15 protein-coding genes and 1 pseudogene are annotated in these 12,373 nt (G+C 75.5%); 12 read left to right on the top strand and 4 right to left on the bottom strand.

Translation table 11 applies throughout. The features are described from left to right. Position 1: 1 nt before the first annotated feature. A complete protein-coding gene (locus tag ACQPX6_RS25090) occupies positions 2-751 on the bottom strand; it encodes a sulfite exporter TauE/SafE family protein (protein WP_433783314.1) in 750 nt (249 codons plus the stop codon). A gap of 20 nt (positions 752-771) precedes the next feature. After that, positions 772-1,215, bottom strand: coding sequence for a MarR family winged helix-turn-helix transcriptional regulator (locus ACQPX6_RS25085; RefSeq protein WP_433783313.1), 444 nt, complete (start codon positions 1,213-1,215; stop codon positions 772-774). Positions 1,216-1,338: 123 nt separating this feature from the next. Between ACQPX6_RS25085 and ACQPX6_RS25080 the strand changes: the two genes are divergently transcribed. From ACQPX6_RS25080 to ACQPX6_RS25040, 9 genes and pseudogenes are all read left to right on the top strand, one after another. Beyond that, entirely contained in the window at positions 1,339-2,379 is a 1,041-nt protein-coding gene (locus tag ACQPX6_RS25080) for a substrate-binding domain-containing protein (RefSeq protein ID WP_433788353.1), read from the top strand. A gap of 58 nt (positions 2,380-2,437) precedes the next feature. After that, positions 2,438-3,688: a formamidase gene (fmdA, locus tag ACQPX6_RS25075; protein WP_433783311.1), complete on the top strand. Its 1,251-nt coding sequence runs from the start codon at positions 2,438-2,440 to the stop codon at positions 3,686-3,688. Positions 3,689-3,780: 92 nt separating this feature from the next. Further along, a pseudogene (locus tag ACQPX6_RS25070) lies at positions 3,781-4,182 on the top strand (alpha/beta fold hydrolase); the annotation flags it as partial. 94 nt (positions 4,183-4,276) lie between these two features. Next, positions 4,277-4,831: a hypothetical protein gene (locus tag ACQPX6_RS25065; protein ID WP_433788422.1), complete on the top strand. Its 555-nt coding sequence runs from the start codon at positions 4,277-4,279 to the stop codon at positions 4,829-4,831. Between the two features lie 51 nt (positions 4,832-4,882). Next, positions 4,883-7,048, top strand: a complete 2,166-nt coding sequence (locus ACQPX6_RS25060) for a hypothetical protein (protein ID WP_433783310.1) — start codon at positions 4,883-4,885, stop codon at positions 7,046-7,048. Positions 7,049-7,113: 65 nt separating this feature from the next. After that, positions 7,114-7,623, top strand: coding sequence for a hypothetical protein (locus ACQPX6_RS25055; RefSeq protein WP_433783309.1), 510 nt, complete (start codon positions 7,114-7,116; stop codon positions 7,621-7,623). Between the two features lie 36 nt (positions 7,624-7,659). Continuing rightward, entirely contained in the window at positions 7,660-7,980 is a 321-nt protein-coding gene (locus ACQPX6_RS25050; protein WP_433783308.1) for a hypothetical protein, read from the top strand. Further along, entirely contained in the window at positions 7,977-8,741 is a 765-nt protein-coding gene (locus tag ACQPX6_RS25045; RefSeq protein ID WP_433783307.1) for a dihydrodipicolinate synthase family protein, read from the top strand. Before ACQPX6_RS25050 ends, ACQPX6_RS25045 begins: the two co-directional genes overlap by 4 nt. A 45-nt stretch (positions 8,742-8,786) precedes the next feature. Beyond that, positions 8,787-9,620, top strand: coding sequence for an oxidoreductase (locus ACQPX6_RS25040; protein ID WP_433783306.1), 834 nt, complete (start codon positions 8,787-8,789; stop codon positions 9,618-9,620). Here the strand turns inward: ACQPX6_RS25040 and ACQPX6_RS25035 are convergent. Next, the gene (locus tag ACQPX6_RS25035) at positions 9,605-10,381 is read right to left on the bottom strand and encodes a class I SAM-dependent methyltransferase (protein ID WP_433783305.1); all 777 of its coding nucleotides are present in this window, start codon (positions 10,379-10,381) and stop codon (positions 9,605-9,607) included. The two genes, ACQPX6_RS25040 and ACQPX6_RS25035, sit on opposite strands and share 16 nt — an antisense overlap. 55 nt (positions 10,382-10,436) lie before the next feature. Between ACQPX6_RS25035 and ACQPX6_RS25030 the strand changes: the two genes are divergently transcribed. Genes ACQPX6_RS25030 through ACQPX6_RS25020 form a run of 3 tightly spaced genes read left to right on the top strand, consistent with a single transcriptional unit; the run spans position 10,437 to position 11,746 of the window. Continuing rightward, positions 10,437-10,631 carry a hypothetical protein gene (locus ACQPX6_RS25030; RefSeq protein ID WP_433783304.1) on the top strand — a complete coding sequence of 65 codons (195 nt, stop codon included), beginning with the start codon at positions 10,437-10,439 and terminating at the stop codon, positions 10,629-10,631. A 45-nt stretch (positions 10,632-10,676) separates the two neighbouring features. Continuing rightward, positions 10,677-11,141 (top strand): hypothetical protein, encoded by a 465-nt coding sequence (locus tag ACQPX6_RS25025; protein WP_433783303.1) that lies wholly within the window; start codon positions 10,677-10,679, stop codon positions 11,139-11,141. Between the two features lie 56 nt (positions 11,142-11,197). Next, positions 11,198-11,746: a bifunctional nuclease family protein gene (locus ACQPX6_RS25020; RefSeq protein WP_433783302.1), complete on the top strand. Its 549-nt coding sequence runs from the start codon at positions 11,198-11,200 to the stop codon at positions 11,744-11,746. Here the strand turns inward: ACQPX6_RS25020 and ACQPX6_RS25015 are convergent, their stop codons facing one another. Beyond that, complete coding sequence (locus ACQPX6_RS25015) at positions 11,747-12,271, bottom strand: DUF6879 family protein (protein WP_433783301.1); 525 nt, start codon at positions 12,269-12,271, stop codon at positions 11,747-11,749. Positions 12,272-12,373: the final 102 nt, after the last annotated feature.

Below are 12,373 nucleotides of genomic sequence, written 5' to 3'. Positions count from 1 at the left end.
CTCACTCCAGCACCAGCCGCACGATCGCGATCAGCCCGACGACCACGATCACGACCCGCAGCACGGTGGGGGAGAGCCGCCGGCCGATCCGGGCGCCCAGCAGCCCGCCGATCGTCGAGCTCACCGCGAGGATCGCGACCACGGGCCAGCTGATCGGCGCGACCACTGCGTACACCGCGCCGGCCACCACGTTGACCACCGCCGCGAGCACGTTCTTGTAGCCGTTGAGGCGCTGCAGCGGCTCGTCGAGCAGGAGCCCCATGACGCCGACGAGCAGGATCCCCTGCGCGGCGGTGAAGTAGCCGCCGTAGACGCCGATGAGGAAGATCAGCGGCATGAGCAACCAGCGGGGGCGGGCGTCGGCGCGCGTCCCCTGGAGCCGGCGGGTGAGCAGCGGCTGGACCACCACCAGCAGCAGCGCGAGCCCGACGAGGAACGGTACGATCGTCTCGAACGCGTCCTCGGGCAGCGAGAGCAGCAGGGCCGTCCCGCCGACCGCGCCGAGCGCGGAGGCCACCGACCAGCGCGCCAGCCGCCGCGCCGACCCGGCGATCTCCGCGCGGTAGCCGTAGGCGCCGGTGATCGACCCCGGCACCAGCCCGATCGCGTTGGACGTCGTCGCCGTCACCGGCGGGTAGCCCAGGGCCACGAGCACCGGGAACGTCACCAGCGTTCCGGACCCGACCACCGTGTTGATCGTCCCGGCCCAGACGCCGGCGATCGCGATGATCACGCCGTGCCACCAGGTCACCCGCGGACCCTAGGACCGGATCACGCCTCCGCGCGCGGGCGGGCCAGCCGGGCGAGGGCGGCGAGGAGTGCGGGGTCGTCGGTCAGGTCGCGCTCGGCGTCGGCCACCGCCGGGGCGAGCCGCTGGTGCACCGCGCGGCCCCGGGCGCTGAGCGTGACCCGCACGCGCCGCCGGTCGACCGGATCGGCCTCGCGGTAGACCAGGCCGAGGGCGGCCAGGCGGTCGACCACGCGGGTCAGCGTGGAGTCGTTGAGGCGGGTGTCGGCGACGAGGTCGCGCATCGCCTGGTCGCCGTGCGCGGCCAGGCGGCGCAGGACGAGCCACTGCTCCAGCGCCAGGCCCTCGCCGGCGGTGACCTCCTCGACCCGCCGCGACACCTCGTCGAGCGCCTGCGTGAGCACCACGGTCAGCGGTGCGCCGTCCGGCGGCAGTTCCTGCGCCACGCGGCCCACCTCCTCCGGCATCAGGCACCTTTGAGAAATTCCCGGATGGTGTGACCATAGGGCGCCAGTCCACCTCCACACCCCGGGGGCCTTTCGGTGTCGTCTTCGCCACGAGCCTCGCCGCGCGGCGAGTACCGCGTGGCGATGGTCGTGCCGCTGCGGGGCCCGGCCGGGTTGTTCGCGCCCTCGTGCGAGGCGGTCGTCGCGCTCGCGGTCGACGAGTTGAACGCGGCCGGCGGCGTCCTCGGTCGCGAGGTGGTCGCCGAGATCGTCGACGGGGGCGACGAGCCGGCGCGGGTCGCCGAGGCGGTCCGGCGCCGCGTCGACACCGGCGCGGTGCAGGCCGTCAGCGGCTGGCACATCTCGTCGGTGCGCGAGGCGCTCGTGCCCGTCGTGGCCGGCCGGGTCCCCTACGCCTACCCGTCGCTCTACGAGGGCGGCGAGACCCGCCGCGGCGTCTACTGCGGTGGCGAGACGCCGGACGTCCAGATCGCGCCCGCGCTGCGCTGGCTGCGCGACGAGCTCGGGGTGCGGCGGTGGTTCGTGGTCGGCGACGACTACGTCTGGCCGCACCTCTCCGCGCGTGCCGTGCGCGGCTTCGCCCGCCGGCTCGGGCTCGACGTCGTCGACGAGGCCTTCGTCGCCCTCGGCGCGATCGACCTCCCCCGGCTGGTGGACCGCGTCGAGCGCGCCGCGTGCGACGGCGTGCTGATGCTGCTCGTCGGGCAGGACGCCGTGGACGTCAACCGCGAGTTCGCCCGGCGCGGCCTCGACGACCGCCTCGTGCGCTTCAGCCCGCTGATGGAGGAGAACATGCTCCTGGCCAGCGGCGCGGACGCCACGGCGAACCTGTTCGTCGCCTCGTCCTACTTCCGCTCGATGGCCACCGCCGGCGCGATCGACCTGCTCGGCAACTACGTCCACCTGCACGGGGCCGGGGCGCCGGCGCTCTCCAACGCCGCCGAGAGCTGCTACGAGGGCCTGCACACCCTCGCCGCGCTGGCGGCGCGGGCCGACTCCGACCGTCTCGAGGCGTGGGACGCGGTCGCCGACGGCACGGCCTACGAGGGACCCCGGGGCACCGTCGAGTTCCGCGGGCGCCACGCCCACCAGCCCGTGCACCTGGCGGTCGCCGACGGCGTCGACTTCGACGTGCTCACGACCCTCCCGGCGCTCGCCCCTTGACCCGGGGACCGGGAAGCCCTCTCATGTGAGAACGTTTCCAGAGTCGAGGAGAGTGACCATGCCCGAGACCGTGTTCCGCGTGGACCAGTCCAAGTCGATGCGTGACCAGGAGGTCCCCGGGCACAACCGGTGGCACCCGGACATCCCCGCCGCCGCGTCGGTGCGCCCCGGCGACGTGTTCCGCATCGAGTGCAAGGACTGGACCGACGGCCAGGTCCGCAACGACGACTCGGCCAACGACATCCGCGACATGGTCCTCGACCACAACCACATGCTCTCGGGCCCGATCCACGTCGAGGGCGCCGAGCCGGGCGACCTGCTCGTCGTCGACTATCTCGACCTGGGCCCCGCGCGCTCGGGTGCGGCGTCGGTGGGCGACGAGCCCGGCGAGGGCTGGGGCTACACCGGCATCTTCGACATCAACAACGGCGGCGGCTTCCTCACCGACCACTTCCCGCACGCCGGCAAGGTCATCTGGGACTTCCGCGGCATGTACGCCACGTCGCGGCACCTGCCCGGCGTCCGCGTCGCGTCCAACGTCCACGCCGGGCTCGCGGGGTGCGCGCCCGACGCCGACCTGCTCGCCCGCTGGAACCGCCGCGAGCAGGCGCTGATCGACACGGACCCGGACCGGGTGCCGCCGCTGGCGCTGCCGCCCCTGCCGAACCACGCGCTGCTCGGGACGATGGGCGGATCCGACCTGGAGAGCGCCGCCCGCGAGGCCGCGCGCACCGTGCCCCCGCGCGAGCACGGCGGCAACGTCGACATCAAGAACCTGTCGATCGGCTCCCGCGTCTTCTACCCCGTGTACGTGCCGGGCGCGAAGTTCTCGATCGGCGACCTGCACTTCGCCCAGGGTGACGGCGAGATCAGCTTCTGCGGCGCCATGGAGATGGGCGGCTACGCCGACGTCCACGTCGACCTCATCAAGGACGGCGTGAACAAGTACAAGACCGACACCCCGATCTTCCAGCCGGGACGCCACGAGCCGCGCTACACCGAGTTCGTCTCGTTCATCGGCATCTCGGTCGACGAGGCCGGCGACCAGCACTACATGAACGCGACGATCGCCTACAAGCGCGCCTGCCTCAACGCCATCGAGTACCTCAAGCAGTTCGGCTACACCGGTGAGCAGGCGTACCTGATCCTGTGCGCGGCGCCGATCGAGGGACGCATCAGCGGCATCGTCGACATCCCCAACGCCTGCTGCTCGCTCTACCTGCCCACCGGCATCTTCGACGTCGACATCCGCCCGAACGGCGACGGCCCGACGCTCGTCGACCGCGGCCAGTGCGCGACGGCGAGCTGACGGGGTGCGCTTCGCGCACGTGAGCAGAAATTGGTGCTCGAGCACCATTTCCTGCTCACGTGGCGCGGAGCGCCACACAGGAGGAGCAGTCCATGCCCGCACCGACAGACCACGCACTCTTCGACCTCGGCGACGTCGTCCTGCAGCACGGGGCGACGCTTCGCGGCGCGCAACTCGCCTACCAGACCTACGGGACGCTCAACGCCGACAAGAGCAACGCGATCGTCTACCCGACCTGGTACTCCGGGCGGCACACCGACAACGAGTGGCTCATCGGCACGGACAAGGCGCTGAACCCCGACGAGTGGTTCGTCATCGTGCCCAACATGCTCGGCAACGGGCTCTCCAGCTCGCCCAGCAACACCCCGCCCCCCTACGACCGCGCGCGCTTCCCGCACGTGACGTTCTGGGACCAGGTGGAGTGCCAGCACCAGCTGGTCACCGAGCACTTCGGGATCGAGACGCTCGCCCTGGTCACGGGGTGGTCGATGGGCGCGGGCCAGACCTACCAGTGGGCGGTGAGCCACCCGGAGATGGTGCAGCGGGCCGTGCCGTTCTGCGGGTCCGCGGTCACCAGCCCGCAGCCGGGTGTTCCTCGAGTCGATCACCTCGGCCCTGCGCGCCGACGCGGCCTTCGCCGAGGGCTGGTACCGCGACGACGCCTGGCCGACGAAGGGTCTGCGGGCGTTCGCCCGGGTCTACGCCGGCTGGGGGTTCTCGCAGGCGTTCTACTGGCAGGAGGAGTGGCGCCGACTCGGGGCCAGCTCGCTGGAGGACTTCCTCGTCGACTTCTGGGAGGGGTTCTGGCTCGATGAGCGGGACCCCAACAACCTGCTCGCCATGGCGTGGACGTGGTCGCACGGCGACGTCGGGCAGACCCCCGGTTTCGACGGGGACACCGTCGCGGCGCTCAACTCCATCCGCTGCCCGTTGCTCTCGATGCCGGCGGAGAAGGATCTCTACTTCCCGCCCGAGGACGAGCACTGGTCGTCGCAGCACATCCCGCGGGGCGAGGTGCGCGTGATCCCCGGGGTGTGGGGCCACTTCGCGGGCGGCGGGGACAACCCGGAGGACACGGCGTTCATCGACCAGGGCATCCGGGACGTGCTGGCGATGGAGGGAGCTGACGCCGCAACCGGGTGACGGCGACGGCCGGCGATGGCCCGATCGGCGCGCAGTGATGACACTGCGTCGATGGGGTGGGGGTTGACGGACCTGCGGTTCGCGGTGGAGTCCCAGTCGTGGCGTCGCCGCCGCCGGATCGCCGACTGCGGACCGGACGTCTTCGGGGTCCGCGACGACGGGGCCGCGGGGGAGTACGTGCCGCGCGACGTCGACGCGGCGGTGGAGGCCGCGGTGGGGTCCGACCGCCCGCTATTGCTGGTCACCGGGGACCGCCTCGCCGGGTCGTCGCGCACCCTGCACCGCGCGGCGCGGCGGATGCTCGGCGACCGGTGGGTGCTGCCGCTCCGGGAGCCCCACACCGTCGACCTCGCCGACGCCCTGCGCCTCGCCGGGCGGATCGCCGGTCGCTCCGGCCCGGTCGTCGTGGTCGTCGACGACGCCCCGCCCGCCCTCCTCGACCAGGTCACCGACGAGACGTGCGCGCTGCTCGGCGGCGACGTCCGGCTCCTGCTCACCAGCCGCCGCTCGTTCCTCGGAGCGTTCGCGGCCGAGGAGACGCGTGCGCGGCTCCGCGAGGCGACGGTCGAGGTGCCGGCCGCGAGCGACGGGCGTCCCTTCGGCGAGCGCGTCCGCCCGCTCGGCCGGGCCCGCGCCGTCCTCGACCCCGTGGGGTGGAGCTCGCTGCTGCCGCTGGCGCTGCTGCGCGCCATCGTCGACTGGGAGCGCCTCGGGGTCACGACGGCGCTGACCCCGGAGGTCCTCACGGCGATCGCGCCGATCTACACCGCGGCGCTGGGCGTCCCGACGCCCTCCGCGGCGGAGGTGCACCGGGCTGCCCGGGACGGGTGGCGACGCGACCTCGGCGGGATGCGGTGCTGGCGCCGCACCCGCCGCCGGGGCGAGGCGCACCTCGTGCCCGACCGCGTCTTCTCCCACCTCGCCGACACCGAGCCGGCGCCGGCCGGGTGGGCGGTGCCCGGGGCGCTAGCCCGGGCGCTGGCAAAGCGGTGCGACCACGCCGAGCGCTACCGCCTCGCCCGCGTCGCCCTGGTCCGTGGCGACGTGGAGTCCGCGCTGGTGCTCTGCGCCGACCTGAGGCCCCAGGGCCTCGAGCCCACCGCCGCCCTCCTCGTCGGCCGCGGGCTCCTCACCCCGCCGCCGCGGTCCGCGACGCTGTCGGCGCGGCGGGAGGACCGGGCGGCGTCCTGGCTGCGGTCGGTGGTCGCGCGGGCGGAGGGCGACCTCCTCCGCGACGCGCACGAGGCCCTCGGCCACCTCGAGCACGGCAGGCGCGATCACGTCGCGGCGCGCCGCCACCTCCTTGAGGTCGAGGACCGTCAGCAGGCGCAGAGCACGCTCGGGGCCATGTTGCTCGCGGCCCGCCCGACCCCGGCGGAGCGGGAGGAGGCGCTGGGCTGGTTCGAGCGCGCCGCCCGGGGCGACGACCTCGAGCGCGCGGCGACCGCGGCGCTGAGGGCGGGCGAGGTCCTGGTCGGGCTCGGTCGGGACGACGACGCCGAGCCGTACCTGGACCAGGCCGCCACCGCGCGCGACCGCGAGGTCGCGGCGTCGGCGATCCTCGAGCTGGCCCGCCTCGCGCGCCGGCGCGACCGGCGTGCCCGCGCGATCGAGCTGCTCCTCGGGCTCCTCGAGTGGGTCGCAGAGGGGGACGTCCGCACCCGGGCGCTCGTCGAGCTCGGCGAGCTGAGGAACCACGACGGGGACGCGGACGGGGCGGCCGCGGCCTTCCGCCGGGCGAAGCGCGGCGGCGGACCGGCTGGCCACGAGGCGGCCGTCCTGCTGGCGGAGCTCGAGCTGTCCCGGGAGGACTGGGACGCCGCCGAGGCCGCGGCGGCGGACCTGGTGGACGGGTTCCACTTCGGCCAGCGCGACCCCCAGCTCCAGGCGCGGCTGCTCGCCGCCCGCGGGGAGGCAGCGCTCCGGCGCGGCGACCTGCAGACCGCCCGGCGCTGCTTCGAGGCACTGCGGCGCGCCGAGGGGCGGCTCGGCGAGCTGGGCGCGGTCCGTCTCGGGCAGGTCCTGAGCCGCCTCGGTGACCCGGTCGCGGCGTACCGGGTGCTGCACCCGATGCAGCAAGCCACCGATTCGGCACTGGCGGCGCGGGCGTGCGAGCTCGTCCGGCGGCTGGGCCCCCAGGTGCAGCACATCCAGAGCGCGGCGGCCGTGCAGCGCAGTGTCGCGGCGCAGGCAGCGCGCTTCATCGCCCCGGCCTGACCCGGCGTCACCCGGTCGGGCCCCCGACCGCGTCCGCCGCCCCGGCACGGGGAACATGGCGCCCCGTGAACGAGGAGCCCGCCGTGCGGTGGGGGCGGCTGCGCCTCGACCTCGAGATCGGGGTCGAGGGCACGGTCGTGCTGATGACCGTGCTGGTGGTCGCCCTCGACGACGGCGTCGAGGACTTCGTCGCCGCCGGCCAGATCGTCGTGGGGTCGATGGTGGCGACGTTCGCCGCCCGCCTGTTCGCCGTGGTGCTCGCCCGCCGGGCGCGCCAGGACGTGCCGCCGCCGACGCGGGCGGAGCTGCGGCGCCTGCGGGGCCACGCGGCGCAGTACCTCCTGCTCGCCGTCCTCCCGCTGCTCGTCGTCGTGGTCGGGGGCGTCACCGGGCTCTACGACCCCGAGGGTGCGGTCGACGCGGTCCTGTGGCTGGGGCTCGCGTTCCTCGTCCTGCTCGGGGCGGTCGGGGGGTGGCGGGCGCGCGGGAAGGCCCTGGGCACGCTCGTCGGTGGGGCCGCCGCCGGCGTCCTCGGGCTGTTCGTCCTCCTGCTCCGCCTGGTGCTCGAACACTGACGGGAACGTTCGGCGACCCGCAGACGTCTCCACTGCATGGTGTTCTCGGCGCGTCGTCTCCTGCTGGCGGCCCTGCTCGTCGTCGCGGCGGTGATCTGGGTACGGATCAACAAGCCCGTCGAGGGCCGCGTCCTGCTCGAGCTCACGTCCCGGCACGGGGTCACCACGGCCGACATGCTCGCGCTCGTGGCCCTCGCGATGGCCGTGGTGATCGCCTGGCCGTCCCGTCGCCCGCCGGCACCGCCCCGCGCGGCGCCACCGGCCGCACCCTGGGGTCAGGCGCCCGGTGCGACCTATGGTCGTGATCGCGTCGAGTCCCCCGCGCCCGGCCGCACCCCCCGAGGAGGACACCCGTGACCGAGCCCGTCTTCACCGGCGTCGGCGTCGCCCTGGTGACCCTGTTCGACGACACCCGCCAGATCGACCACGACGCCACCGGGAAGCTCGCCGCGCAGCTCGTCGAGCTCGGCGCCACCGCGATCGTCGCCGCCGGCACCACCGGCGAGGCCGACGCGCTCGACGACGACGAGCGCCTGCGGCTGTTCGCCTCGGTGCGCGCCGCGGTGCCCGACACCGTGGTGGTCGGGGGCACCGGCGCGTCGTCGGCGCACCAGGCGGCCCGGCTCACCGCGTCCGCGCGCGACACCGGCGTCGACGCCGTGATCGCCCGCTCGCCCCGCGGCCTCGCCGACCCCACCGGCTACTACCGGGCGGTGGCCGACGCCGCCGGTGACGTGCCGGTCCTCGCCTACCACTTCCCGGCCGTCGCCCCGCCCGGCATCCCGCTGGAGATCCTGCCGACCCTGCCGGTCGCCGGGGTCAAGGACTCGTCGGGCGACCCCACCCGCCTGCTCGCCACCCTCGACGCCTACGGCGGCCCGGTGTGGACCGGCTCCTCGGCGCTGCTGCTCCAGACCGGCCTGCTCGGGGGCGCCGGGGCGATCCTCGCGCTCGCCAACTCCGAGCCGGAGCGCTGCGTCGCGGCCTTCGCCGGGGATGCCGGCGCCCAGCGGGACCTCGCCGCCGCGCACGTCGCGGCCGAGCAGGACTTCCCGCGCGGGGTGAAGCACCTCGTCGCGCAGCGCTTCGGGACGTCCGAGGTCGTGCGGATGGGCTGACCCGGCGCACCCGTACGTTGGACCTGTCGCACAGGAGGTGGGCGGGTGTCACGGGTCTGGCTGGTCACCGGCACGAGCACGGGGTTCGGCCGCGCGATCGCCGAGGCCGTGCTGGCCCGGGGCGACCGGCTCGTCGCCACGGCGCGGCGCGTCGACGACGTCGCCGAGCTCGTCGCGTCCGCCCCCGATCGCGTGCGCGCCGCCCCGCTCGACGTCACCGACCCGGACGCGGTGCGCGCGGCGGTCGACCTCGCGGTCCGCGAGTTCGGCCGGATCGACGTCGTGGTCAACAACGCCGGGTACGGCAGCCGCGGGGCGTTCGAGGAGTTCACCGACGCGCAGGTCCGCGAGCAGTTCGAGGTCAACGTGTTCGGCGCCTTCGCCGTGACGCGCGCGGCGCTGCCCGTGATGCGCGCGCAGGGCTCGGGCCACGTGATCCAGATGTCGTCGCTCGCGGGGGTGCGCTCCGCGCTCGGGGGCTCGGTGTACTCGGCGACGAAGTTCGCGCTGGAGGGCATGTCCGAGGGGCTCGCGGCCGAGGTCGCGCCGCTGGGCATCGCGGTGACGATGGTCGAGCCCGGCCCGTTCCGCACCGACTTCGCCGGTCGCTCGCCGGCGCGCGCCGAGCCGATGGCGGCCTACGACGAGGTGCTCGGCGACTCCCGCGCGCGGTTCGCGGCGCTGCACGGCACGCAGCCGGGCGACCCCGAGCGCGCCGCCCGGGCCGTCGTGGGCCTCGTCGACCTCGACGACCCGCCGCTGCGCCTGCCGCTCGGGGCCGCGGCGTTCGCGTCGGTCCGCGAGACGCTGCACCGCCGCCTGGCCGAGGTCGACGCCGTCGAGCACCTCGGGGGACCCACGGACTACCCCGCGTCCTGAGCGGCCGCCCGGAACCACCGACCCGAGCGCGTGCCCCCCAGTCGCTCGAGCCCGACGTCGGGGAACCACGGCCGCGCCCGCTCGGCGGTGACCACCACGCACCGGCGGGCCACGGCGCGCGCGAGCTCGACCCAGTCCGGCGTGAGCGGCGTCGGCACCGTGTGGTCGCGGGCGAGGGCGAAGCCGTGGTCGCTGGCCCGTGGGTCGGTGAACATGGGGTCGAGCAGGACGACGTCGACGCGCTCGCCGGCGGCGGCCAGCGCGCCGAGCACCTGCCGGCTGTCGCCGTGCCGCACCCGCACGGGCGCCGACCCGGGGCGCGGCACCGGCCCCGCGAACCCGTCGTCGGCGAGGACGGCGAGCACGAGGTCGGCCTCGACGCCGAGGACCTCGCCCTCGGCCCCGAGCGCCCACGCCGCGACGAGGGCGTCGCGCCCGAGGCCGAGGGTCGCGTCGAGGACCCGGTCGCCGGGGCGCAGCTCGCCGGCCCGGATCAGCGGATCGGTGCCGCCGTGGCGCAGCGCGCGCAGTCGCTTGGCCGCGGTGCCCTGGTGGAAGGCGAGGCGCCCGCGCGCGGTCTCGGCGACCAGCCCCTCCTCGGTGCACACCAGCGCGGTCGCCGCCGCGCCCCGGGCCGTGGCCACCGAGCCGCGGTGGCGCTCGACGACGGGCAGGTCCCACCGCCCGGCGAGCCGGTGCGCCCGGTCGCGCAGGGCGTCGGACGGCGACTTGCTCGTCGTCACGACGACGTCCCGGTCCACGGGGCCAGCGTGCCCGAGGCGCGTCGGGCGGGCCCGGAGCGGGCATGTCGTCGCGGTGACCCGACGACGCCGCTGGACCTGGGCCGGACTGCTGGTGGTGGCCGCGGTGGCGTGGCTGCCGCTGAACAAGGCGGTCGAGGGGCCGAAGCTGCTCGTGCTTTCGCGCACCCACGCGATCGTCACCGCCGACCTGCTCTCGGTGCTGCTGGTGCTCGTGGCCGTCGGGCTCGTCCTGCCACGTCGGCGCTGACCGTCCCCGGTGGCGGGGGCTCGGCGCCCCTGCGACGGTGACGCCGTGGACGCAGCGGAGCCCGGCGCGCGCAGGGCACGGCTCCGGCTGGTCGGCGTCCTGGTGGCGGTCCTGCTCAGCGGGCTCGGCGCCTGCTCGACCGCGTACACCGAGGGCACGTCGGCGCCCCCCGCCCGTCCGAACGGGTCGCTGGAGGCCGCCCGCGCCAAGCTCGGGCTGGTCCAGCAGGACCCCTGCTACACGTCGCGGGACCTCGCGACGCAGTGGACGGTGTGCGGTCGCTGGGAGGAGGAGGTCCGCAACGTCGCCACCGCCGCGGCCGGGGCGCGCCCCGCGAACCCCGAGATCACCGACCCCGCGGCCGCCGTCGAGGCCGGCCACGAACGCTTCCTGCGCGCCGGGTGCCCGGCCGGGGTCGCGCCCGCCGATCCCGGTGCCTGCATCGCCGCCGTGGAGGTCACCCGCACCGGGGTCACCCGGCTCGCCACCGGGATCGCCGGCGCCCGCTGACCGGGCGCGAGGGGGTCCGGGTCGACCGATCCACGTCCTCGGCGCAGGATGGGGACATGGCTGAGGTCGAGGTCGCCGGGGTCGGTCAGGAGCAGGGCAGCGAGGACCCGATCCTGCTGCTGCGCGAGCGCGTCGGCTCGCGGCGCTATCTCGCGATCTGGATCGGCGCGCCCGAGGCCACGGCGCTCGCGGCCGCCGAGGTCGCCGCGACGCTGCCCCGCCCGCTGACCCACCGCCTGCTGCTCGACGCCGTCGAGGCGTTCGGCGCGCAGCTGGAGCGCGTGCGGCTCACCGCGCTGGTCGCCGGCCAGTTCCACGCCGAGCTCGACCTGACGACCGCCGACGGGAGTGCCCGCACCGTGTCGGCGCGCGCCAGCGACGCGGTCACGCTGGCCGTGCACCAGGGCTGCCCGATCGACGCCGCGGAGGACGTCCTCGCCGAGGCGGCGCTGCCCGCCGGCGCCGTCGCCACCGTCGGCGGCCCCGAGGACGCGCCCGACGAGGCGGCCGTCCCGGCGGAGGCGGACGTCGAGACCGAGGTCGAGCGGCTGCGCCGCGAGCTCGCCGAGGCGACGCCCGACGACTTCCGCGCCGAGGACGAGTAGCTACCGCGCGGACTCCGCCGCCCACCACGGCGTGAACGGCTCGGCGACCTGCCACTGGTCGGCGAGCGGGAGCCACGTCGTCGCGTCGGCGTCCGTGGCGGGCTCGAAGGCGCGCACGAGGCGGCCGAGCGCGTCGTGCTCGAGGAAGACCGTGCGGTCGTCGACGCGGTAGAGGTCGCCGAGCGAGCGCGCCCAGGCGAACGCGGGGGGGTCCCGGCGCTGGTCGAGCACGGCGACCTCCTCGCCGCGCGCGGTCGTCGCGGTGTAGCGCCACGCGCAGGAGAACCGCACGTAGTACGGCACCGGGCGTGGCACGAGGCGCAGCCGGCGTCGCCGGAGGCCGCGGGCCACGGCGTCCCCGACCGCCTCGACCCACGCGGGCTGGGCGGCGGAGGCGGGCGGGTCGCCGCGCAGGTAGCGGTCGACGTCACCGACGTCGGCACGCACCGCGTACGCGTCGAGCGTCTCCACCCGCAGCACGTCGTGGGCGTCCTCGAGCAGCACGTCGAGGTCGTCGAGGTCCATCGGCGCCTCCCCCCGGGGCCGGATGGCGCATCGTGGCAGGGTCGGACGGGGGAGCGGAAGACGGTGACCGTGTCCTGAAGACACGCTTCGGGTCGCCTCACC

This window comes from Actinomycetospora sp. CA-101289, from assembly GCF_050955895.1.
Taxonomy (GTDB): domain Bacteria; phylum Actinomycetota; class Actinomycetes; order Mycobacteriales; family Pseudonocardiaceae; genus Actinomycetospora.
This window is presented reverse-complemented; position numbering and strand designations above follow the sequence as displayed.